Below are 22,603 nucleotides of genomic sequence, written 5' to 3' on the forward strand. Positions count from 1 at the left end.
CAAAATTTAAGCAGCCAAATTAATGTGCCAGAGCTGAGGGTTGTGCAACAAGGTTAAACTGCTCTGATAATAGTCTGTATGATTGCAAACGGTCGTCAAAATCTTCAGCAATGGTAATAATAATTACTTCATCAACTGCATAGGTTTCGGCCAGCCTGGTAATTTGAGCTTTCATTTTTTCGGGAGTGCCAACTATCATGCGCCTGCGGTTCATACGTATGCGTTCCTGATCTTGCGCAGTGTATACGGCATCCTTCACATCTTCATACGCTAATGGATTGATCCCACCACCTTTTTCAAACTGCAGAAAACGGTAGTCCATTACCGCCTGGTGTTGCATTACCTTTTCTTCATCCTCCGAGCAAAAAGCAAAGATGGCCACATTGGCTTCTGGCTGTGCCTGATCTGGTGATGGCTGAAAACGGCTACGGTAAAGTTCTACTGCCTGGGCACCGCCTACAGGGTTAATAAAATGGGCAAACGAAAAACCCATGCCGAAATGTGCAGCAAACAAACTGCTTTGTCCGCTCGAACTAAGCAGCCACATGCCCGGCACGGTATCAACCTGTGGTATAGCTCGTATTTTGGCTGCCACTGGTCCGGTTTCGGCGGCATCATGAAAATAGTTTTGCAAATCCATCAACTGTTCCACAAAGTCTTGCTCCCTAAACTGGTTTGATGGGTTGAGTACGGAAGCAGTAAGCCTGTCTGTACCCGGCGCGCGACCCATGCCCAAATCTATACGGCCCGGAAACATAGCTTCGAGCATACGGAAGTTTTCGGCCACCTTGAGGGCGCTGTGGTTAGGCAGCATCACACCGCCCGAGCCTAAGCGCAGGTTCTGTGTTTGTCCCGCCAGGTGCGCTATCAACACCTCGGGGGTAGAGCCGGCCAGGCTGCCGGTATTATGGTGTTCGGATACCCAAAAACGGGTATAGCCTAATGTATCGGTTAGCTTTGCCAGTTCAACGGTTTCCTGCACTGCCTGGCTGGCACTTACTCCTTTGCGCACAGGCGATTGATCTAATACGCTTAAACGAATGTTATTCATATTGTTCTACAGTACAATAATCAGGCTATGCAGCGTACATGTCAGTGCAAAGTTTAATTTATGGCGTTAAGCTTACAAAAGCAAGGCGATGAGTAGCATGTTAACTTTGGGGTAAACATAACTTAACCCTTGCTTTAAAAATAGCTAAAAGGTAGCTATTTAGGCACAAAGCTTTTATAGCGAGTGTTTTATTGCTTAATTTTAAGTGTTTTTTATAAACCTATAAATAAGCAACACCAATTTAAGTAAGATGAATGATAAGATGAAGAGTCTCCGTATGCTTAATATGGTAGAGGAGATTGAAGATTATGCCATCTTACTTTTAGATGTAAACGGAAATATTGAGAACTGGAATAAAGGGGCAGCGCGCATTAAGGGATATAGTGCAGAAGAGGTTATTGGCAAGAGCTTCAGCATATTTCATACCCAGGCTGATAAGGCTATCAAAAAGCCCGAAATGCTCATTAGTGTTGCGCGTAACAAAGGCCAGGTTGTTGATGAAGGGTGGCGTGTGCGTAAAGATGGTTCCCGGTTTTGGGGAAGGATTACCATAGCTGCTATACACGACGAGCAGCGCAACGTAATTGGCTTTACCAAAATTACACGCGATTTAACAGAGAAAAAGCTGGCTGCCGAAGCTACAAGCCAGCATATGAATCAGCTGGAAATAAAAAATCAGGAACTGGAACAGTTTGTGTACATAGCATCACACGACTTACAGGAACCGCTTTTAACCATAAGTAATTTTATTGAGCTGCTAAAAGTAGAGTATGGTCATTTATACGATGACGATGCGCAATTGTATGTGGACTTTATTGAGGATGCGGCTCATCGGATGCGGTATCTGATTAAGGATTTGCTGGATTATTCACGTATTGGTAAAACCAAGCAAACAGAGTACATTGATTTAAACGAGCTGTTGCAACATATTGTTAATGATTTGGACGCTCGTATTTCGGCTACCGGCACGCAAATCATTTGCCAGGATCTGCCTGCTGTAAAAGGGTACCGTACAGAGTTGAGACAGCTTTTTCAGAACCTGATTACCAATGCTATGAAGTTTTCGAAAAAAGACGTAAGTCCGGTTATCGAAATTGCAGGCAGCCGGGGCAACAGCGGTTGGGAGTTTATGGTTAAGGACAATGGCATTGGCATTGAGCCCCAACATACGGAAAAGATCTTTCTGATATTTCAGCGGTTGCATAACCGTGATGAATACCCGGGTAACGGTATAGGCTTGGCTAATTGTAAGAAAATAGCGGCTATGCATAATGGTGATATCCGGGTAGAATCGGTACCAGGCCAAGGAAGCAAGTTTTATTTTACGGTAGATTTATAAATATAAAATGACAAAAATTAAGGATCTGGATTGTGTGCTGTTGATTGATGATGACAGACCTACAAACTTTCTGCACAAGAAGGTAATTGAAAAAACCGGTTTGGAAGTGGATGTGCAAGCCCTGACTTCGGCGAGTGATGCGCTTGAGTTTTTAACTTGCACCGGTAAATATGCCGGCACAACACCAGTGAACCACCCGGGTATCATTTTTTTGGACATAAACATGCCAGGTATGAATGGCTGGGAATTTATGGATGCTTACCGCGAGTTGAGCGAAAGCCAAAAGGCCCGTATAGTTGTTATCATGCTAACCACCTCGTTAAATGCTGATGACCGCGAACGCGCTATGCAGGATAAAGATATTGCCACGTTTTATCATAAGCCACTCCGTTCGCAAACGGTGTTGGATTTAGTAAACCAATATTTTCCAAGCAGTAATTAAACACATCAGTAAAGCAAAAAAGACCATGTCATCATTCGGCATGGTCTTTTTTGCTTTACTGCGTTATTTGATACTGTATTCTACCAGTTTCGTATTAACAATTGTAACGCCTGCTATCGTGCTCACCTGTTCAATAAGTCCAATGCCTTTGGCATAATACAAATTATAAGTGAGAACGGTAGAGTAGCCTCCTGTGTCATACTGTAAATCGGCAGCGGTGTGTATCACATCTTTAAATGTTTTACCGTTTACGGTATGGCTTATGCCTTTTTCAACTACCTTACCTGCTAAACGGCCAGGTATGTTATTAACCAAACCATTGTCGGTTATAGGTGCCGTCCAGGTTTCATTCACAGCCTTATTTTCATCTAAAAACGTTAATTCTGCAGTTATACCAACAACAGCATTAGTTGTCCTAAATCTGTAAACGCCACCATCATTATTATAGAAACCTATGGTAGTGCCGTTAGCTTGCGAATCATTTATAGCTTCATAGTAAGTTTTTCCATTAATTTTAGAGGTGTTACCGGTAATAGTAACTGTGTTTACATCTACACTAGTTGCTAAAATATTATCGTATTTCCAAAAGCTGCCTTTGGTTAAGGGCTGGTAATCGCCTGCAGGTGTAGTACTAACAGAGCCGGTTAGTGGCTTCGTAGTTACCAAAGGGGTAATGGGAGCATCTTTTTGGCAAGCAGTTAAGAAATTGCTAAGTAAACAAAATAGCAACGAGAGCTTAAGCAAATATTTTTTCATGTGTAAGGAAAAAGTTGCTTTAAATATAGTTATTACATCACGCAACTTAAATTTTATCTTCTATGGTCATTAAATTGTTAATGCTGCTCTTGTTACTCCAAAATGCAAAGACTTCTTGTTATTTGGCTGCCGACTTAAAACGAGGTAAACAGATATTAAGTGAGACGCATGGTGTGCGTTTAAATAAGAAAGATGGAAAATACACTCTGGTGTTATTTGATCCATATGCCCGCTTAGCTTTAAATAGCATGACTTATTCTAACAAGAAAGTCGGTGCAAATACTGTTACATCCTGGAAACGAATGGGGAAGCATTGCTTGGAGATTTACCAAATAGAAAGTGTGATACATGTGAATACCACAATTCTGTTAAGAATAAGCCCTGATGCTGCAAAATTAGATCAAGAGAACTATCCTGTCAATGCCGATTTTCATTACCGAACATATATTATAAAGGATAGTAGCAAGCCAGCAATGATTTATACGCTTGCCGCAGAAGGTGAGCTGCTGGAGTACAAAGTAAGAAACCATTTAGTGCGCCCTGTGTATGAAGATGTTATTTTAGGGCAACCCATGCCCGCGGTAAGCGATTTGCTAAAAATGATAAATAGACATTGATGTCGTAATTAACTGTATTAGGTTATCCTATTCAAAACAACCACTGCAGTTACAGAGCCTGTAGTCTTCAACTTTTTTAATCAAACTGCTTGTAAATTAAATGGATACTCGTATCTTTGCAGTCCCGAAATTACGGGGTATAGTAAACTGTTTAATATAATTTAATTCAAAGCAAGTGAATACGTTAAGTTACAAAACTGTCTCAGCCAACAAAAAGACCGTTAACAAACAATGGGTAGTTGTTGACGCACAAGGCGAGATTTTGGGGCGCTTGACCTCTAGGATTGCTGCAATCATCAGAGGTAAACACAAACCAGGCTTCACTCCAAACGTAGACTGCGGTGATAACGTGATCGTTATTAACGCAGACAAGGTAAAACTGACCGGAAACAAATTTGCCGACAAGCAATACGTTTCTTACACTGGTTATCCAGGTGGTCAGCGTTTCATTTCTCCTAAGGAGTTAATGGCTAAATTCCCCGAGCGCATAATTGAAAAAGCCGTTCGTGGTATGTTACCTAAAAATCGTTTGGGCCGTGCAATCTATGGTAACCTGCATGTATATGCCGGTGCCGAGCATCCTCATGCCGCACAAAACCCTACAACCATTAACTTTTAATTTTTTAAGGAGAAAAGAGAATGCCAACAACTAACACTTCAGGCAGAAGAAAAACAGCTGTTGCCCGCGTTTACTTAAACGATGGTAGCGGCGCCCTTACCGTTAACGGTAAAGATTACAAAGAGTATTTCCCAACCTTGCCATTGCAATACGTTGCAACCCAGTCTTTACTGGTATCTGGTTCAAGTGATAAATTTGACATCATTGCAAACGTTGCAGGTGGTGGCGTAAAAGGACAGGCTGAGGCCGTTCGTTTAGCTATCGCTAAAGCTATTGTTGAACTTGATGCTGAAAAGAAACCTGCATTGCGCGCCAAAGGTTTAATGACCCGTGACCCACGTATGGTGGAGCGTAAAAAACCAGGTCGTCGTAAAGCACGCAGAAGATTCCAATTCAGTAAACGTTAATTTTTAAGGAGGACACAACAATGGCAAGAACAACATATCAGGATTTACTGGATGCAGGTGTACACTTTGGTCACCTTACCCGCAAATGGGATCCGAAAATGGCGCAGTACATTTTCATGGAGCGCAACGGTATCCACATTATCGATTTAAATAAAACCTTAACCAAGGTTGAAGAGGCAGCTGCCGCTATAAAACAAATTGTAAAATCAGGCCGCAAGGTTTTGTTTGTTGCTACCAAGAAACAAGCAAAAGACATTGTAGCTGATTATGCAAAATCAGTAAACATGCCTTTCGTAACCGAGCGTTGGTTAGGTGGTATGTTAACTAACTTTGCTACCGTACGCAAGTCAATCAAAAAGATGTCAAACATCGATAAACTGACTAAAGACGGTACTTACAGCAACCTTTCTAAAAAAGAGCGTCTGATGATTCAGCGTGAGCGTATCAAACTGGAAACTTTATTAGGCGGTATTTCTGACCTGAACCGTTTACCTGCTGCGCTTTTCCTGATCGACGTTAAGAAAGAGCACATTGCTGTATCTGAGGCATTAAAGTTGAACATCCCAACCTTTGCAATGGTGGATACTAACTCTGATCCTTCAAACATCGATTTCCCTATCCCGGCTAACGATGATGCTACTAAATCAATTTCATTGGTTACCGGTATCATCATCCAGGCTATTCAGGAAGGTTTAGACGAGCGTAAACGTGAAAAAGATGACGAGGCTGAAAAAGAAGGTGCAGCAGCGAAAGCAAAAGCTGATGGTGGCGAAGCTACTGAAGGCGGTCGCCGTAGCAGAAGAGGTGCAGTAACAGCTGAAACTGATGCTGTAGAAGCAGCAGCTACCACTGAGGCGCCGGATAACGTTGCTGACAGTTCTGGCAGCGAAGGCCACGGAGCATAAGCTATAAGTTTAGAGTTGTGAGTTATATATTGCAGGTTACACTTGCAGTACATACTCACAACTTTATACATTTTAAATAAGATTAACCCTTTGTTGCGGGTTACTTAAAACTCACAACATACAACTCACAACATACAATGTCTACAGTACAAATTTCTGCATCAGACGTAAATAAACTGCGCCAGCAAACTGGTGCCGGTATGATGGACTGCAAAAAAGCGTTAACCGAAACTAACGGTGATTTTGAAGCAGCTATTGACTATTTGAGAAAAAAAGGCGCTAAAGTAGCCGCCAGCCGTCAGGACAGAGAATCAAACGAAGGCGTGGTTATTGCCCGTACTTCTGAAGATGGCAAAAAAGGTGTTATTGTTGAGCTAAACTGCGAAACTGACTTTGTTGCTAAAAACGCTGAGTTTATCGCTTTTGCTAACGCTATTGCTAACGTTGCTGTACAAGCCCTGCCTGCTACTGCCGAAGAAGTAAACGCTTTAGAGATTGATACCGAAGTTGGCCGTGTAACTGTTGGCGAAGCCATCACTACCATGACCGGTAAAATCGGCGAAAAAATCGGTGTATCTAAATATGCTGTTTTAGAAGGCGAAAAAATTGTTGCTTACATTCACGGTAACTTCCGTTTAGGTGTATTAGTAGGCTTAAGCGGCAATCCTGCCGGTGCCGATGAGGCTGGTAAAGACGTAGCTATGCAAATTGCTGCCATGAACCCAGTTGCTTTAGATAAAGGCGATGTTGACGCTACTACTGTAGAGCGCGAATTAGCAATTGCTAAAGATCAGATCCGTGCAGAAGGCAAACCAGAAGAAATGGTTGAAAAAATTGCTGCCGGTAAACTGAACAAGTTCTACAAAGACTCAACCCTGTTAAACCAGGACTTTGTGAAAGATTCATCAAAAAGCGTTGCTCAGTTTCTGAACACCGTTGATAAAGGCTTAACGGTTACTGCATTTAAGCGAGTAGCTTTAGGAGCTTAATTTATAATCCCCGCCTTTTTAAAGGCGGGGATTTTTTTTGCACTTTTATTTAATATAAACTTATGTTAACGGCTTTATACAATACCATTATTGTATCCAACGGTAACCTTACCGCAGGCAAAGCTGTTATTCTAAAAGCAGGCAAGATTGACGCCATCGTAAACGAAGCCGAAATTCCTGCTGATGCCGAGCGCATTAATTTAAATCTGGCTCTTCTTGCCCCCGGACTTATTGACCTGCAGATATACGGTGCAGGTGGCTCCCTTTTTGGCGGCCTTCCCAGTACTCAGGCCTTGCAGCAAATGGAAACCACCTTACTGCAACAGGGCTGTACCGGCTTTTTAGCTACCGTAGCTACCAATAGTGATGAGGTTGTGCTAAAGGCCATTGCAGCAGCAAAAGCCTACCGCTCCAAAAGTATAGGTAATTTTTTAGGCTTACACCTTGAAGGCCCTTACCTAAACGCAGCACGCAAAGGCGCACACCCGGCTAAGTACATTAAAAAGGCTACGCTTAATGAGGTAAAACATTGGATTGAACTTGCCAACGGCGAAATTAAAATGATAACCCTTGCACCCGAGTTACAGGACCAGGAAGTAATTGATTACCTGCACCAGCAAAATATCATTCTGTCATCAGGCCATAGTGACGCTACCTATGTACAAGGCAAGGCATTTTTAAATAAGCCGGTACAAGCGGTAACCCATTTGTACAATGCTATGCCGCCCATGCACCATCGCGAGCCGGGTATCATTCCGGCTATATTTGAAGAACGGCCTTACACCAGTATAGTGGCCGACGGCATCCATGTAAATTTTACCATGATAGCCCTGGCCAAGCGCCAGCTGGGCAATAAGCTTTTTTTGATTACCGATGCCGTTACAGAGGCTACCGAAGGCACTTATCAGCACCAATTTACCGGCGACCGGTATACAATGCCTGATGGTACCCTGTCGGGATCAGCACTAACGATGTTGAATGCCGTCAAAAACTGTGTAAACAAAGTTGGCATAGATATGCCTGAGGCTATCAACATGGCTACGTTATACCCCGCACAACTGGCAGCGCTAACAAGCAAAGGCAAAGTTGAGGCCGGATATGACGCAGATTTAATTATTTTTGACCCGGAATTTAATTTTTTATCATCAGTTCTGAACGGTACACTACACCATACAAATAAAATCAACCCCATAATATAAATCATTTATCTGCATGAAATATAACAGAGTATTACTGAAGCTAAGCGGCGAATCTTTAATGGGTGAGCGGCAATATGGTATTGATAATAACCGTGTATTGCAGTATGCACATGACATAAAAAGTGTGAGCGATGCTGGTATAGAAATTGCCATCGTAGTAGGCGGAGGTAACATTTTTAGAGGTTTAAGCGCCGAAAAATCGGGCATGGAGCGTGCGCAGGCCGATTATATGGGCATGCTGGCCACTGTAATTAACTGCATGGCCCTGCAAAGCGCCCTGGAAGGTATCGGTGTTGATACCCGTTTGCAATCGGCCATTAAAATGGAGCAGATATGTGAGCCTTACATCCGCCGTCGGGCCATGTCACACCTGGAGACAGGCAAAATTGTGATTTTTGGTGCCGGTACCGGTAACCCCTACTTTACAACCGATACGGCAGCATCATTACGCGCTATCGAAATTAAAGCCGACGTAGTATTAAAAGGTACTCGTGTGGATGGCATTTATACCGCCGACCCGGAGAAAGACCCCACCGCTACGCGTTACGATGAAGTGAGCTTCCAGGAAGTATACAATAAAGGCTTGAATGTAATGGACATGACCGCCTTTACCCTTTGCCAGGAAAATAACCTGCCTATCATCGTGTTTGATATGAACAAGCCCGGCAACTTCATGAAAATAGCCCAGGGCGAACAAGTTGGAACTCTGGTAAGATAATTTATATATGGTTAAGACTGTATTTTTAACGGTTTTCTTATTCATCTTCCACTACAGCAAAGCCCAACTTGTTGAGTTTGCAGTAACAAATCAGGAGGGAAAGCCAGTTAAGGGTGTAGCCTTATCAAAGTATAATGTAGTTGCCGCAGTCAGCGATTCGTCTGGCTATATTCGCATAAGAAATCTTGGCGTTGTATGCCGTTTGCATATGGCGGGTTATCGGGATACATCCATTGTTATTAAGCCAGGTGTTAAAGACGTAGTTTTAAAACGTTCAGGCCAGGCATTAAAACCTATTATACTTAACTATGCTTCTCCATTGCAGGCACAGATTATACAAAAAAATAGTAGTTTTAATGTTACATCTATAGACAGCACAAAGCAAGGTGATACTATTGTTGAGAAGGTAACTCGGATTGATATTGAGGCCCCAAGTGTAGTAGGATTACTACTGATTCCAGTTACTGAAGTTTGGAAAGGTAACGAACCCTCATTTGAATTCGTTTTGTATGAAGATAATGGTGGTAAACCAGGGAACAGTGTCTTGGTAAATCCTATAAAGGGGTTATTTCATGAACACGCAATGGTGTCTAATCTTTTTGATGAGCAGATAGTGCTTAAGCCCGGGCACTATTTTGTTGGTTACAGAAGAAAAGTCGGAAGCTTTTATAGGGATAAAATTGACCGAACTTTTGAAGTAAACACTTACACAGACAGGAAGGCCTCCAAGGGCGCGCCTACGTTTAAAAAGGTAAATAATGCCGATTGGCTCCCGGTTCTTATGCCTGGTTCGAAACCTGAAAAGCCAAAATATTATTCCTTCGCACATATTGTACAGTTAGTGAAACACAACTAATTCACTAAAATTTCTATTTTTGCACCTACAAAAACCAAAATAAAATGAGCGAACTCATTAAAAAGCAACTGAATGACGCTAAGGCTTTGATGGATAAAGCAATTGATCATGCTGATAACGAGCTATCTAAAATACGTGCTGGCAAAGCAAGCCCAAGCATGCTTGATGGTATTACGGTTGATTATTATGGTACGCCAACTCCTTTAAGTCAGGTAGGTAGCGTAAATACACCTGATGCCCGTACGCTGGTTATACAGCCTTGGGAAAAAACACTGTTAGGTCCCATAGAAAAGGCAATCAAAGAATCAAGTTTGGGTTTAAATCCACAGAACGACGGTGTGATTATCCGCATCAACGTACCGCCGCTAACCGAAGAGCGTCGTCGTGAGTTGGTTAAGAAATTAAAAGGCGAGGCCGAATTTGGCAAGGTAGCCATCCGTAATATCCGTAAAGATATCAACGATAAAATTAAGAAGCTTAAATCGGAAGGTGTTTCGGAAGACGAAATTAAAACCGGCGAAGGCGAAGTCCAGAAATTGGTTGACACCTATATCATTAAGGTTGACCAGTTATCTGAAGCCAAAGAAAAAGACATCATGACGGTTTAATTCTTAAGTCAACGTCAAATTAAAGGGAATGAATGCTTTGCATCATTCCCTTTTCTATTTTTGCACCCTGTTATCATGAAAATACTTTTGTCATACTTAACCAGATATCGCCTGGTTGTGCTGCTGGCCCTGTTGCTGGCTGCTTTCAATATCGGTTTCTCCCTGCTCGATCCTTACATAACCGGTCGTATTGTAGACCGTTTCATCGAAAAGAAAAATACCCTTACACATGATCAGTTTGTGTGGGGTGTGCTGACGTGGGTTGGTTTGGCCGTTGGTGCAGCCATGGTGTCGCGTATAGCCAAAAACTTTCAGGATTACTTTACCAACATTATTACCCAAAAGGTAGGCGCCAACATGTATGCTGATGGGTTAAAGCACTCGTTGGAATTGCCTTACCAGGTATTTGAAGATCAGCGCAGTGGTGAAACGCTGGGCATACTGCAAAAAGTGCGGCTGGATAGCGAAAAGTTTATTACTTCCTTTATCAGCGTGTTATTTGTGAGCTTAGTGGGTATGGTGTTTGTTATTGTGTATTCTTTTAACGTAAGTTATAAAGTAACGCTGGTTTATTTCTGTGCCATACCGGTAATTGCATTTGTGAGCACCGCGCTAAGTAAGCGCATCAAAAATATACAACGTAAAATAGTGGGCGAAACCACAGCTTTGGCCGGTTCAACCACAGAGTCGTTAAGGAATATTGAGTTGGTAAAAAGCCTGGGCCTGGTTAGCCAGGAAATTGAAAGGCTAAATAAAACTACCTACAAGATACTCGATCTTGAACTGAAAAAAGTAAAGTATGTGCGCAGCATGAGCTTTGTACAGGGCACCACGGTTAACCTGGTACGCAGTATCATGATTGTTGTATTGTTATTGCTCATTTTTAAAGGGACCATTTCGGCAGGGCAGTATTTTACATTCCTGTTTTACTCGTTCTTTTTGTTCAACCCTCTGCAGGAACTGGGCAACGTGATCTTGTCATGGCGCGAGGCACAAATATCGCTGGCTAATTTTGAACGTATTATTAGCACTCCAGTAGATAAAAAGCCTGAAAAACCGGTAATGCTCGAAAAGGTGCAAGATTTAACCTTTTTCAACGTTAGCTTTAAACACTTAACGGCTAACCGTAATGCACTTAATCATATAAGCTTTGATGTAAGAACCGGCAGTACCATTGCTTTTGTTGGTCCATCAGGTTCGGGCAAAACCACTTTGGTTAAGCTGCTTGTGGGGCTTTATCAGCCTTTACAGGGCGATGTATTGTACAACGGTGTGCTTAGCAAAGAAATTGATCTGGACCGCCTGCGCGAGAAGATTGGCTTTGTAACCCAGGATACACAGCTCTTTTCGGGAACCATCCGTGAGAACCTGCAATTTGTGCGCCCCGGCGCTACTGATGAGGAATGCATGCACGTATTGCACCGCGCGGCCTGTCAAAGCTTGCTGGCCCGTGCAGATAAGGGTTTAGATACTGTAATTGGCGAAGGCGGCGTAAAAGTGTCAGGTGGCGAGAAGCAACGCCTGTCTATTGCACGCGCTCTACTACGCCGGCCCGATATACTCGTGTTTGATGAGGCTACATCAGCGTTAGATTCTTTAACCGAAGAAGAGATCACTGAAACTATTAAAGACGTTTCAGAAGATCAGGATCACATTACCATATTAATTGCCCACCGCTTAAGCACCATTATGCATGCTGATAAGATTTATGTGCTCGAAAAAGGCAACATTATTGAAGAGGGCAAGCATATCGATCTGATTACCCAAAAGGGCTTGTATTACGCCATGTGGAGGCAGCAAATAGGAGAGAAGCACACAATAGACGCTTAATTTCCTTTACCGCTCAAAAGAGACGGTTTAAGCAATTGGTATCCATTGCTTAAAGTTGGATGCATAAGTAGCATTATCTGTCTTATCATTGTAGAAAGCTCCAGTGATGTGGCAATCTGTTTAGGGGTACTGGTAAGAGATGCAATGCCATAGGCTTGCAGTTGCACCCGATGACAATAAAACTTATGCTTAGGCCCGTAAGTTAAAAATTGGTCGTACATCTGGTGACACCCTAATCTTGGCTCCAAACCTATTGGTTTCCTAAATATGACCGGCGTTTTGCCATTGCCCATAATAATCACCTTGGCATTTTGCGACAGGGCAATTTCTTTTTGCGCTTTTATACTTTCGTATTGCAGCTGCTTGTCGGATAGGCCGGTAGAGAGAATGCGCTGGTAATCGGCAATGCCCTGGGCTTCTACGCGCTTGCGCTCAGCTTCCTGCCGCTCTTTCTGTAGTACGAACTGCATTTTTTGAGCTTCCTGTTCCGCGTTAATTTTTGATTCGATACTGGCTTTTACCGAAGCTGGCAAACTGATGTTACGCACTAATATTTGCTGTAATTCCATGCCATTTTTGGCAAAGTTGCTGGCTATATACTTATAAATACGGCTCTGGAATTCGTCGCGCTTGGTGGAGTACAAATCTACTGCCTGGTAATTTACAGCGTTATCGCGTATGGCGGTGCGGGCCACCGGGCGCACAATTTTATCAATATAATCAACTCCAATGTTTTGGTAAATGAAAGGAGCTTTGTTTTTATCAACCCTGAATAACACCGAAAGATCGATGGTTACTTCCAAACCGTCAGAGCATAACACCCGAATGGCATCGTCGCCAGATACGTCGCCCTCACTGTGTATGGCGCTCATGGTGTAGTTTTGGGTTTGGATGTTGAATGGCGTAACGTCAACCAGCGGATTGATGACATGCAAACCGCTTTCGAGTACGTTGTTTTGCACTTTACCAAAAAGGGTTTGCACACCTGCTTTCCCGGGCGGTATCGTTTTAAATGCCGACAGTATTATGCCCAGCACTATAACTACTATACCTACAGTAGTAGCCACGCCGCCATAACGGCTGCCTGCCGAGGCCGAACGTTTTAAAACGGTACCTGCCACTAAAATTAAAACACCCAGGAAAATGAGTATCATCTGTTTATTTTTTTACAGGTCTTTCCATAGCCTTTACCTGCTTTAGCAATCGTATTTTTAAAAATATAAATAAGGCTGCTATTAATATACCGGCTGCTACAAAAATATATTGCTGATGCGTAAAGCCCCAATAGGCCATGTACAGGCTTATAAATATGCCTATATTGTACACCACGCTCAAAAACATTTTAAACCCCATAGCTTAATATACGCTAATAGTGGGGTCTATTTGGTCGGCCCACGCCAGTATGCCGCCTTGCAGGTTGTATAGGTTGGTATAGCCTTGTTGTTCTAACTGCATAATAGCCATAGCACTACGTTTGCCACTGCGGCACATTACTACTACAGGTTTATCTTTACTTATTTTATCGGTTTCAATTAAAATACCGCCCAATGGGATGTTTTCACCTTCCAGGTTCGACATTTGATACTCAAAATCTTCACGTACATCTACCAGCTGAAAATCTTCGCCGTTTTCTTTCATTCTTTTCAGCTCTTCAACAGTTATCTCTTTCATGGTTTGTTTTAAATTATAGGTCAAAGGTAGTTTTTTAATCTATAAATATTCAGTCGGATTAGTGTAACAATCAGTACCTAACGGCGTTTTACTTACAGGTTAACCATTATTTTTGTAGTTTAGTAATTGATGAGAAAAGTTACCCGTTTCTTTTGGTTCTGTTCGGGAGCGCATATCGAAACCCTGAAAAAATATCCCATTGAGCACAATAAGTATGTGGGCATTGGGGCCACTATATTTTTTACTGCCTTGTTTGCCAGCTTATCGGGCGGCTATGCCATGTACTTTGTATTTAGCGGCAATCCTATTGCACCGGTGTTTGCTATACTGTTTGGTTTAATATGGGGTTTGGCCATTTTTAATATGGACCGCTACATTGTATCCAGCATTAACAAGCAGGGCAGCACTAACCAGCAGATATTGCAGGCCACTCCGCGTATTTTACTGGCTATTATGATTGGTATGGTTATCTCTCGCCCGCTTGAGTTAAAGATTTTTGATAAAGAGATCCGTAACAAGTTAAAAGATGCTTACCTCAAAGGTCAGAACCGCAAGATAGACACCCTGCAAAAAACATATGGCCAAAAATATGCCATGGAGCTGGCTAAAAACAACGATCTGAAAAAGGAAAAAGATTCGTTAGAGCGCGACATTAACCGCTCGCGAGTACAACTGAACCAGGAAGTTTTTGGCGATAAAACCAATCAAACCTCCGGCATTACCGGCTACGGCACCTATGCCAAGCAAAAGGAATCGATACTGTTAGAAAAGCAGAACCGTTTAAAAACAGTGACCGACGATTTGAACCGGATGGAACAGTACCTGGGCCAGCGTAAGGATTATGAAGGCCTGAACAGTACCCGCTTGTTTACCAATTTTCAGTTAGATAGCCTGGCTAATGTGGCCGGTTTTGCTGACCGAAATTGGGCATTGGGTCAGCTGTCTTTCAGGCAGGATGGCACTAAGGATCTGGATACCTATCTGGCGCAATCATTTATCGGTTACCTATTCATCTTGTTTGAATGCTTGCCGGTATTTGTGAAGCTGATGACCCCCAAAGGCCCGTATGATGTGGCACTTGCACAAATGACAGAGGCCAATATCCACTTTGCCGAACGCGATAAAGACCGCGAAATTACCGTTACTGATAATGTTTACGATCACCAGGTGGATACCGATATTCAGAAGAAGAAAAAGATCATATCTGCCCAATCTGATTATGACTTTGAGCGGCACAGCTATGAGTAGGCTTTAACAGGACTTACCCGTTAACACTTTGCCATAGCTTAACCGCTTCTACCGCCGGCTTCACATCATGCACACGCAAAATATTGGCACCTTTACCTAAGGCAATGGTGTTTAAAACTGTTGTGCCATTTAAAGCCTCAGCAACTGTAGTTCCTAATAAGCCATAAATCATGCGCTTGCGCGATATACCTACCAGCACCGGCAGTTCCAGCATGTCAAACTCCTGTAATCGGTTTATAAGCGTATAGCTATGTTCGGCAGTTTTGGCAAAACCAAAGCCCGGATCTAAAAGTACGTCATGTACGCCTAACAGCTTGAGCTCAGTATAACGCTGTACAAAATAATCGAACACCTCACTAAAAACATCGTCATATTGAGCCTGCTGCGTCATGTTTTGCGGTGTACCTTTCATGTGCATTAAAATATAAGGCACCTGTAGCCGGGCAACAGTATTAAACATTTGCTCATCGAGCTGCCCGCCGCTAATATCATTAATAATATGAGCGCCCGCTTTAATAGCAGCCTCCGCTACCCCTGCCCTGAACGTATCTATGGATAAAACAGCATCCGGATAAGTTTTTACTATCGCTTCTACTACTGGCAGCAGCCTGTCTGTTTCTTCCTGTACGTCTATATCCGTTGCACCGGGGCGCGATGAATAAGCGCCCAGATCCAATAGCGCGGCACCATCGGCAAGCATTTGGCCCGCCTGCTGCAGTGCATCACCAATGGCGGGCTTACGGCTGCCGGCAAAAAAGGAATCGGGCGTTAAGTTAATAATGCCCATTACTTGTGGTTTACTTAAATCAAGCACCCTGCCGCCAGCATTTAGCGTTGCCTTTTTACGAAAAACTGTATCTTTAGCCATTTACTAACGGCTTTTAACAGGGCCGTGTGAGGCAAATATCCGAACAAAATTTAAATACGAGTACTTTGAGTAATACTGCAACCCAATACGAGGCTGTTATAAACGTTTGTAAGAACCTGTTCATCAAAAAAACGCGCGATTACGGAACGGCTTGGCGCATCCTTCGTCCGTCGTCCATTACCGATCAAATTTTTATTAAGGCGCAGCGTATACGCACGCTCGAAGAAAAAAAGATATCCAAAGTGGGCGATGATATTACTGGTGAGTATATTGGCATTGTAAACTATTGCCTGATTGCCATGATGCAGCTGGAGAGTACTCCTGAAATGCCGGTTGAACTATCGGTTGACCACGTAAGCGACTTGTTTGAACGTTATGCCAAGGAAACCTATAACCTGATGATGGATAAGAACCATGACTATGGTGAGGCCTGGCGTGATATGCGCATTAGTTCGTTAACCGACTTGATTTTGATGAAGTTGTTACGTGTAAAGCAAATTGAAGATAACCAGGGCCAAACGCTGGCATCTGAAGGCGTAAAGGCAAACTACCAGGATATGCTCAATTACGCGGTATTTGCGTTGATAAAATTAGATGTGAAATGAAAAACTCATTGATTTGGTTTTGCCGTATTGCGGTAGGTCTGCTTTTTATCTTTTCGGGCCTTATCAAAGCCAATGATCCGTTGGGCTTCTCGTACAAACTGGAAGAGTACTTTGAGGTATTTCATGTTACTTTTCTGAACGATTTAGCGCTGACTATGTCAATCATATTATGCGCGTTAGAAATGATTTTAGGTTTTGCGCTCATCATCGGTATTCGTATCAATGCAATCACCTGGGGGCTGCTGCTGCTCATCATTTTCTTTGGGTTCCTCACTTTTTACTCCGCCTTTTTTAAGGTGGTACAAACCTGCGGTTGCTTTGGCGATGCCATTCCGCTTACGCCGTGGCAGTCATTCGGGAAGGATATGGTGCTGTTACTGCTGGTAATGGTACTCTTTTTTAACCGGGATAAAATGCGACCACTGGTTAGTACACGTACCGAAATACGCTGGCTCATAGCCGCAACTGTTATAGCGCTGGGCTTTGGTTTTTACACTTACAACTACCTGCCCGTTATCGATTTTTTACCTTACAAAGTAGGCAACAACATAGCCGACCAGATGAAGACGCCTCCAGGCGCTAAGCCCGACGAGTATGAGTTAACCTACCACCTTAAAAACAAAGCCACCGGTGCAGAAAAAGACATTAGTAACACTGACTATATAAAAACCGGTATCTGGAAAGACGCCAACTGGGAAATACAGGGAGAACCCCAAAGACGCCTGGTAAAAAAAGGTTTTGAACCTAAAATACGCGATTTGGCTATTAACGACGGCCACGGAAGCGATTATACACAGGAACTGTTATCCAATCCGTTTTACAACTTGTGGATAGTGGCCTACGACCTGAAAAATGCTAATACTGAAGCCCTTAACCGTCTTAATGCACTGGCTATCAACTTAACACAGAACTACAACGTTCGCACTGTACTACTTACAGCAGCATCGCCGGCAGATGCTGCCGCATTCAGCAAAACACATCATTTGGCTATGGAGATATTTCATGCTGATGGCGTGCCGTTGAAGACCATGGTGCGTGCTAACCCGGGCATTATGCTGCTTAAAAACGGCACGGTAATTAAAAAGTGGCATTACCATACAGCGCCCGGGTATGACGAACTGGTGAAACAATATCTGCAAAAACAATAAAGAGTTATGATACGCTACCTATTCCGTAAAATTGGATATAGCCTGGCCGTTATGGTAGGCATTGTTGTGGTGGTGTTTTTCCTGTTCAATATACTGCCGGTTGATCCTGCCCGCATGACGCAGGGCCAACGCTCTGACGTACAATCGTTAGAAGCCGTCCGCAAAGAGTTTGGTCTGGATAAGCCGTTGAGTGTGCAGTTTGCTTATTACCTGAACGATCTATCACCTATTGGTTTGCACGAGCGTACGGCCGAGCAAAAAGAACGGTATGGCTACGTGCAATTATTCCCTGTTTCTAAAACGCATGCCGTATGTTTGAAGTGGCCTTATCTGCGCCGCTCTTACCAAACACATAAGGAGGTTGCCGCATTGCTGATGGACGTAATCCCTAATACGCTTGCACTGGCCGTATTAGCTATGCTCATAGCCATTGTATTAGGCGTATTGTTGGGCGTGCTGAGCGCCGTGCATCAAAACACCTGGGTTGACCGTTTTGCGGTTGGCTTTTCGGTTCTTGGCATATCGGCACCATCTTTTTTTGCGGGAATTATTATTGCCTGGCTGTTTGGCTTTGTGTTGAGCCATTATACGGGTTTGAACATGACGGGCAGCCTGTATAGTTACGATCCATTTAAAGGCGAGGTGATTACGTGGCGTAATATCATACTACCTGCTTTTACGCTTGGCCTGCGGCCGCTGGCCATTATTGTGCAGCTTACTCGCAGCTCTATGCTCGAGGTGCTTAACCAAGACTATATCCGTACCGCGCGTGCAAAGGGCTTAAGCGAAAATGCTATTGTTTACCGCCATGCGCTGCCTAATGCACTTAACCCGGTTATTACGGCTATAGCTAACTGGTTTGCCTCATTGCTGGCAGGTTCTTTCTTTGTAGAGTATGTGTTTGGTTACAATGGCTTAGGCAAGGTAACGGTTGATGCGTTAGAAATGTCGGACTTTCCGGTCATTATTGGTTCCATCCTGTTTATTGCCTTTATATTTGTAGTCATCAATATTCTGGTTGATATGATTTACGTTTGGATAGATCCGCGTGTAAAATTTGATTAAGTAATGCCACAAGCTAATATTTCATTACCCGAACTGCTGATGCTCATCGCTTACATGAGTTTCCCGGTTTGGTGCATAGCTCGCGCTATACAGTGGCTGCAACTTAAAAAGTTTATGGCTGTACCCCGGCTGGTGCTTGTACTGCTGGTATCGTTGGTTATCTCTTTTATCATCACCATTGTTATATGGGGTGGATGGCCGGGTAGCCCCATGTTCAGTATTATTTGTATTCCGGCAGTAGTTGCTGAGGGCTTTGTGTTATTGATGACCTTCCTGGTCAAAAAATCTTTTCTCAAAAAATGAAGCGCATCTTTTTAATTGGCTTTATGGGCTGCGGCAAAACAACGTTAGGCCGCAAATTGGCCGCACGTTTGGGTTATAGCTTTATTGACCTTGACCATGTGCTGGAAGAACAAGCCGGCATGAGCATTGCCGAGTATTTTTCGAGCTTTGGCGAAACTGCTTTTCGACTGGCCGAAGCTGAGGTGCTTAAGAATACTGTTTACCCTGATCATGCTATCGTATCAACCGGTGGTGGCTTGCCCTGCTTTTTCGATAACCTGGATTGGATGAACGCAAACGGCACCACCCTGTACATTAAACTATCACCCAAAGCCTTAGCCAGCCGCCTGGAAAACAGCCGGGAAGAGCGCCCCTTATTGCGCGACAAGCATGGCGACGAATTGATAAGCTTTATTGCTGATAAACTCGCCGACCGCGAAAAATTTTATCTGAGAGCACAGGTAGTAGCCGAGGGTATAAGCTTAACGGCCGAGAAGGTGGTGGAGCTTTTGGAGTTGGAATAGCTTTATCCCGCTAACCATCCAACAGAAACACGAACAACTCCTTGGGGCCATGGGCACCCAGAACCAGTGTTTTTTCAATGTCGGCTGTACGGCTTGGGCCGGTAACAGTGGTAATCATGCTGGGGAGGCGCTTGCCGTATTTTTCGTTCATGAGTTTAAATCCGTCTTTAAGGTCGAGCACCAGTTGCGAGGTGTAAGCTAATACAATATGAACAGGCGGGTAAATGCTTAGCCTTCTTCCAGCCATACTGCCATTACTCAGCATAATGCTGCCATTGCGGGCTATTAGGGCTTCGCAAAGGGTAAACCCTACTTCGGCATGTTCAAAGTCTTTGTCGGTTTCGTAATAGGGGTAATCGTAAGTATCCAGTATCTTTTGCAAACCAGGTTCCCAACAATATATTTTATGCCAGTTGCGCTGCTCAGCCAGGTTAAGCAGCGATTCTATAAACTGTATTTCGTCCTCGCAAAAAACAAACTGGCCGGCCACAGCAATAAATTCCTCCGCAAAAAGCACTTCCAGTATCTCGTCTTCGGCTGGTGTGCCGTAAAGCGGCAGATCTTCCTGATTGGGATAAGGGTTATCGCGGCGCTCCAGCAAAGCTTTACGCACCTTTTTTAGCATCTTTTCCTTAGAGGTGGTGTTGTCTTTCATGCAAAAAAATAAAGCCACTATTGCTAGTGGCTTTAAATATAAACAGAATTTAAATTAATTGTTAGGTGTACTGCCGTCAATGCGTGCAGTTTCAGGGTTGGTTACGCTTTCCGGAATAGCGTTATTGTCTACTTCTGGGTTTAAGGCAGCTTCACCGTTCACAAATTTATCGTATGTGGTACGGTTTTCAAATGGGCGCTCACCCAAGAGCTCTACCAGGTCTTGTTGAAATAATACCTCTTTTTCTAATAATTTGGCAGCCAACAGTTCCAAACCTGAACGTTTTTCATTAAGTAAGCCTTTAGTGCGTTGGTAAACCGAATCAATCAGCTTGCGTACTTCTGCATCAATTAGCTCGGCAGTAGTGTCAGAGTAAGGCTTGTTAAACTGGTACTCGCCTTGCGGGTCGTAAAAGGATAGGTTGCCTACTTCTTTGTTCATGCCATATATTTTCACCATGGCGTAAGCCAGTTTGGTAATGCGCTCTAAATCGCTCAAAGCACCGGTCGAAATGCGGCCGAATACTATATCTTCTGCTACACGTCCACCCATTGATACTACCATCTCGTCCATTAACTGCTCGGTAGTATGCAGGAACTGCTCACGTGGTAAATATTGGGCGTAACCTAAAGCAGCAACACCACGGGGCACAATAGATACCTTTACCAGCGGATCAGCGTGTTCCAGGAACCAACCTGCTATAGCATGACCGGCTTCGTGGTAAGCCACAATTCGTTTCTCTTCCGGAGAAATGATCTTGTTTTTCTTTTCTAAACCACCAATCACACGGTCAATCGCATCCTGAAAGTCTTGCATATCAACCGCTACCTTGTCGCGGCGGGCGGCTATCAAAGCGGCCTCGTTACAAACGTTGGCAATTTCAGCACCGGCAAAGCCAGGAGTTTGTGCTGATAATTTTTTGGCATCAACACCTTCAGCCAATTTTAACGGGCCTAAGTGTACTTTAAATATCTGCTCACGGCCAATCAGGTCAGGCTTATCTATCGAGATCTGACGGTCAAAACGGCCCGGACGAAGCAGGGCTGAGTCTAACACATCAGGGCGGTTAGTGGCAGCCAGGATAATGATACCAGAATCGGTACCGAAACCATCCATCTCAACCAGTAACTGGTTAAGCGTGTTTTCGCGCTCATCATTACCACCAACAATATTGTTTTTACCACGGGCACGGCCAATAGCATCAATCTCATCAATAAAGATGATACATGGCGCCTTATCTTTAGCCTGGCGGAACAGGTCACGTACACGTGATGCTCCTACGCCCACAAACATTTCTACAAAGTCTGAACCCGATAGTGAGAAGAACGGAACCTGCGCTTCACCCGCAACGGCTTTAGCCATCAATGTTTTACCTGTGCCCGGCGAACCTACCAGCAATGCACCTTTAGGAATCTTACCACCCAGGTTAGTATACTTTTTCGGGTTTTTAAGGAAATCTACAATCTCCATAACTTCCTCTTTTGCTTCCTGCAAACCGGCAACATCATTAAAAGTAACGTTGATCTGGGCTTCTTTATCAAAAAGGGTAGCTTTGGATTTGCCAATGTTGAAAATTTGACCGCCGGGACCACCACCTGCACCACCACTCATGCGGCGCATAATGAATAACCACAAGCCGGCAAACAGCAACAGCATAATTACGCCTTGTACCAGCCAGTTTGACAGCCAGCTATCATGAGCAGGCTCAAACTGAATAGGAACTTTCGACGACTCGGGCAGGTCTTTCTCGGCGTTCAGTATCGATTGCTTCATGCTATCGAAAGATGCGTCGGTAAAGTAGAACTGCGGACCGTTTGAATTCATGTTCAGTGTACGCTTATCTTTTAAATTAGCATACTCCGGCTTGCGCAAACTGTCTTTTTTAATATAAACTTCGGCAATGGTGCGCTCGCCGTCTTTATAAGCCACTACTTTATCCACGTCGCCGTTACGCAACATGTTTACAAACTGCGGGCTAAAGTCAATTTTACCACCACTATTGCCGTTCAGGATGTACGGCACCACCAGCAAGGCCAAAATTACAATGACATAGAGCCACATAAAGTTAAACCGGGGCGGCTTGGGTGTTATTTTTCTATTCGGTATCCTTCGGAAGGATTTGGGTTTATCTGATTTACTATCTTTCATCGTTAATACAAGCTCATATAACCATCTTTAAATATTTAGTACATTACAGCAAA

Annotated in this window: 26 protein-coding genes; 18 read left to right on the forward strand and 8 right to left on the reverse strand. The window is 43.6% G+C overall.

Features of this window, described 5'->3' with window-relative positions; all coding sequences use genetic code 11:
• Positions 1–19: 19 nt before the first annotated feature.
• A complete protein-coding gene (locus ABDD94_RS01975; RefSeq protein ID WP_345954467.1) occupies positions 20–1,051 on the reverse strand; it encodes an LLM class flavin-dependent oxidoreductase in 1,032 nt (343 codons plus the stop codon).
• 262 nt (positions 1,052–1,313) lie between these two features.
• Here ABDD94_RS01975 and ABDD94_RS01980 point away from each other — a divergent pair, with 262 nt between their 5' ends.
• Complete coding sequence (locus tag ABDD94_RS01980; RefSeq protein ID WP_345954468.1) at positions 1,314–2,390, forward strand: ATP-binding protein; 1,077 nt, start codon at positions 1,314–1,316, stop codon at positions 2,388–2,390.
• Between the two features lie 7 nt (positions 2,391–2,397).
• Positions 2,398–2,832 carry a response regulator gene (locus ABDD94_RS01985; protein ID WP_345949488.1) on the forward strand — a complete coding sequence of 145 codons (435 nt, stop codon included), beginning with the start codon at positions 2,398–2,400 and terminating at the stop codon, positions 2,830–2,832.
• Between the two features lie 63 nt (positions 2,833–2,895).
• Here ABDD94_RS01985 and ABDD94_RS01990 read toward each other — a convergent pair whose 3' ends face one another.
• Positions 2,896–3,588: a hypothetical protein gene (locus tag ABDD94_RS01990; RefSeq protein ID WP_345954469.1), complete on the reverse strand. Its 693-nt coding sequence runs from the start codon at positions 3,586–3,588 to the stop codon at positions 2,896–2,898.
• 62 nt (positions 3,589–3,650) lie between these two features.
• On the opposite strand from ABDD94_RS01990, the gene ABDD94_RS01995 reads away from it, so the two are divergent.
• The 10 genes from ABDD94_RS01995 to ABDD94_RS02040 all read left to right on the forward strand — a co-directional run bounded on the left by ABDD94_RS01995 (position 3,651) and on the right by ABDD94_RS02040 (position 12,336).
• A complete protein-coding gene (locus ABDD94_RS01995; RefSeq protein ID WP_345954470.1) occupies positions 3,651–4,205 on the forward strand; it encodes a hypothetical protein in 555 nt (184 codons plus the stop codon).
• Positions 4,206–4,380: 175 nt separating this feature from the next.
• Entirely contained in the window at positions 4,381–4,824 is a 444-nt protein-coding gene (gene rplM / locus ABDD94_RS02000) for a 50S ribosomal protein L13 (protein WP_345954471.1), read from the forward strand.
• Between the two features lie 20 nt (positions 4,825–4,844).
• Complete coding sequence (gene rpsI, locus ABDD94_RS02005) at positions 4,845–5,231, forward strand: 30S ribosomal protein S9 (RefSeq protein ID WP_345949484.1); 387 nt, start codon at positions 4,845–4,847, stop codon at positions 5,229–5,231.
• 20 nt (positions 5,232–5,251) lie between these two features.
• Positions 5,252–6,136, forward strand: coding sequence for a 30S ribosomal protein S2 (gene rpsB / locus ABDD94_RS02010; RefSeq protein ID WP_345949483.1), 885 nt, complete (start codon positions 5,252–5,254; stop codon positions 6,134–6,136).
• Positions 6,137–6,273: 137 nt separating this feature from the next.
• Positions 6,274–7,125, forward strand: a complete 852-nt coding sequence (gene tsf / locus ABDD94_RS02015; protein WP_345949482.1) for a translation elongation factor Ts — start codon at positions 6,274–6,276, stop codon at positions 7,123–7,125.
• Between the two features lie 62 nt (positions 7,126–7,187).
• Entirely contained in the window at positions 7,188–8,324 is a 1,137-nt protein-coding gene (gene nagA, locus ABDD94_RS02020) for an N-acetylglucosamine-6-phosphate deacetylase (protein WP_345954472.1), read from the forward strand.
• 13 nt (positions 8,325–8,337) lie between these two features.
• A complete protein-coding gene (pyrH, locus tag ABDD94_RS02025) occupies positions 8,338–9,042 on the forward strand; it encodes a UMP kinase (RefSeq protein WP_345949480.1) in 705 nt (234 codons plus the stop codon).
• A gap of 7 nt (positions 9,043–9,049) precedes the next feature.
• Positions 9,050–9,898: a hypothetical protein gene (locus tag ABDD94_RS02030; protein ID WP_345954473.1), complete on the forward strand. Its 849-nt coding sequence runs from the start codon at positions 9,050–9,052 to the stop codon at positions 9,896–9,898.
• A gap of 44 nt (positions 9,899–9,942) precedes the next feature.
• Complete coding sequence (gene frr / locus ABDD94_RS02035) at positions 9,943–10,506, forward strand: ribosome recycling factor (protein ID WP_345954474.1); 564 nt, start codon at positions 9,943–9,945, stop codon at positions 10,504–10,506.
• 75 nt (positions 10,507–10,581) lie between these two features.
• On the forward strand, positions 10,582–12,336 hold the full coding sequence (locus ABDD94_RS02040) for an ABC transporter ATP-binding protein (protein WP_345954475.1): 1,755 nt from the start codon (positions 10,582–10,584) through the stop codon (positions 12,334–12,336).
• Here the strand turns inward: ABDD94_RS02040 and ABDD94_RS02045 are convergent.
• Genes ABDD94_RS02045 through ABDD94_RS02055 form a run of 3 tightly spaced genes read right to left on the reverse strand, consistent with a single transcriptional unit; the run spans position 12,333 to position 14,007 of the window.
• Positions 12,333–13,490 (reverse strand): prohibitin family protein, encoded by a 1,158-nt coding sequence (locus ABDD94_RS02045; RefSeq protein ID WP_345954476.1) that lies wholly within the window; start codon positions 13,488–13,490, stop codon positions 12,333–12,335. The two genes, ABDD94_RS02040 and ABDD94_RS02045, sit on opposite strands and share 4 nt — an antisense overlap.
• A 4-nt stretch (positions 13,491–13,494) precedes the next feature.
• Entirely contained in the window at positions 13,495–13,689 is a 195-nt protein-coding gene (locus ABDD94_RS02050) for a DUF6358 family protein (protein ID WP_345954477.1), read from the reverse strand.
• 3 nt (positions 13,690–13,692) lie between these two features.
• Positions 13,693–14,007 (reverse strand): rhodanese-like domain-containing protein, encoded by a 315-nt coding sequence (locus ABDD94_RS02055; RefSeq protein ID WP_345949475.1) that lies wholly within the window; start codon positions 14,005–14,007, stop codon positions 13,693–13,695.
• Positions 14,008–14,136: 129 nt separating this feature from the next.
• Here ABDD94_RS02055 and ABDD94_RS02060 point away from each other — a divergent pair, with 129 nt between their 5' ends.
• Positions 14,137–15,255: a DUF4407 domain-containing protein gene (locus tag ABDD94_RS02060; protein WP_345954478.1), complete on the forward strand. Its 1,119-nt coding sequence runs from the start codon at positions 14,137–14,139 to the stop codon at positions 15,253–15,255.
• 13 nt (positions 15,256–15,268) lie between these two features.
• Here the strand turns inward: ABDD94_RS02060 and folP are convergent, their stop codons facing one another.
• Positions 15,269–16,123 (reverse strand): dihydropteroate synthase, encoded by an 855-nt coding sequence (gene folP / locus ABDD94_RS02065; protein ID WP_345954479.1) that lies wholly within the window; start codon positions 16,121–16,123, stop codon positions 15,269–15,271.
• Between the two features lie 65 nt (positions 16,124–16,188).
• On the opposite strand from folP, the gene ABDD94_RS02070 reads away from it, so the two are divergent.
• The 5 genes from ABDD94_RS02070 to ABDD94_RS02090 are packed head-to-tail and all read left to right on the forward strand — an operon-like array spanning position 16,189 to position 19,747.
• Positions 16,189–16,728, forward strand: coding sequence for a DUF1599 domain-containing protein (locus tag ABDD94_RS02070; RefSeq protein WP_345954480.1), 540 nt, complete (start codon positions 16,189–16,191; stop codon positions 16,726–16,728).
• Positions 16,725–17,876: a BT_3928 family protein gene (locus tag ABDD94_RS02075; protein WP_345954481.1), complete on the forward strand. Its 1,152-nt coding sequence runs from the start codon at positions 16,725–16,727 to the stop codon at positions 17,874–17,876. Before ABDD94_RS02070 ends, ABDD94_RS02075 begins: the two co-directional genes overlap by 4 nt.
• A gap of 6 nt (positions 17,877–17,882) precedes the next feature.
• Positions 17,883–18,941: an ABC transporter permease gene (locus ABDD94_RS02080; protein WP_345954482.1), complete on the forward strand. Its 1,059-nt coding sequence runs from the start codon at positions 17,883–17,885 to the stop codon at positions 18,939–18,941.
• A 3-nt stretch (positions 18,942–18,944) separates the two neighbouring features.
• A complete protein-coding gene (locus ABDD94_RS02085) occupies positions 18,945–19,244 on the forward strand; it encodes a hypothetical protein (protein WP_345954483.1) in 300 nt (99 codons plus the stop codon).
• Entirely contained in the window at positions 19,241–19,747 is a 507-nt protein-coding gene (locus tag ABDD94_RS02090; protein WP_345954484.1) for a shikimate kinase, read from the forward strand. Before ABDD94_RS02085 ends, ABDD94_RS02090 begins: the two co-directional genes overlap by 4 nt.
• A 10-nt stretch (positions 19,748–19,757) precedes the next feature.
• On the opposite strand, the gene ABDD94_RS02095 is transcribed toward ABDD94_RS02090, so the two are convergent.
• Both ABDD94_RS02095 and ftsH read right to left on the reverse strand, forming a co-directional pair.
• Positions 19,758–20,402: a lactate utilization protein gene (locus ABDD94_RS02095; RefSeq protein WP_345954485.1), complete on the reverse strand. Its 645-nt coding sequence runs from the start codon at positions 20,400–20,402 to the stop codon at positions 19,758–19,760.
• A gap of 54 nt (positions 20,403–20,456) precedes the next feature.
• Positions 20,457–22,550 carry an ATP-dependent zinc metalloprotease FtsH gene (ftsH, locus tag ABDD94_RS02100; protein WP_345954486.1) on the reverse strand — a complete coding sequence of 698 codons (2,094 nt, stop codon included), beginning with the start codon at positions 22,548–22,550 and terminating at the stop codon, positions 20,457–20,459.
• Between the last annotated feature and the right edge of the window lie 53 nt (positions 22,551–22,603).

Source organism: Mucilaginibacter sp. PAMB04168 (assembly GCF_039634365.2).
Classification (GTDB): Bacteria; Bacteroidota; Bacteroidia; order Sphingobacteriales; family Sphingobacteriaceae; genus Mucilaginibacter.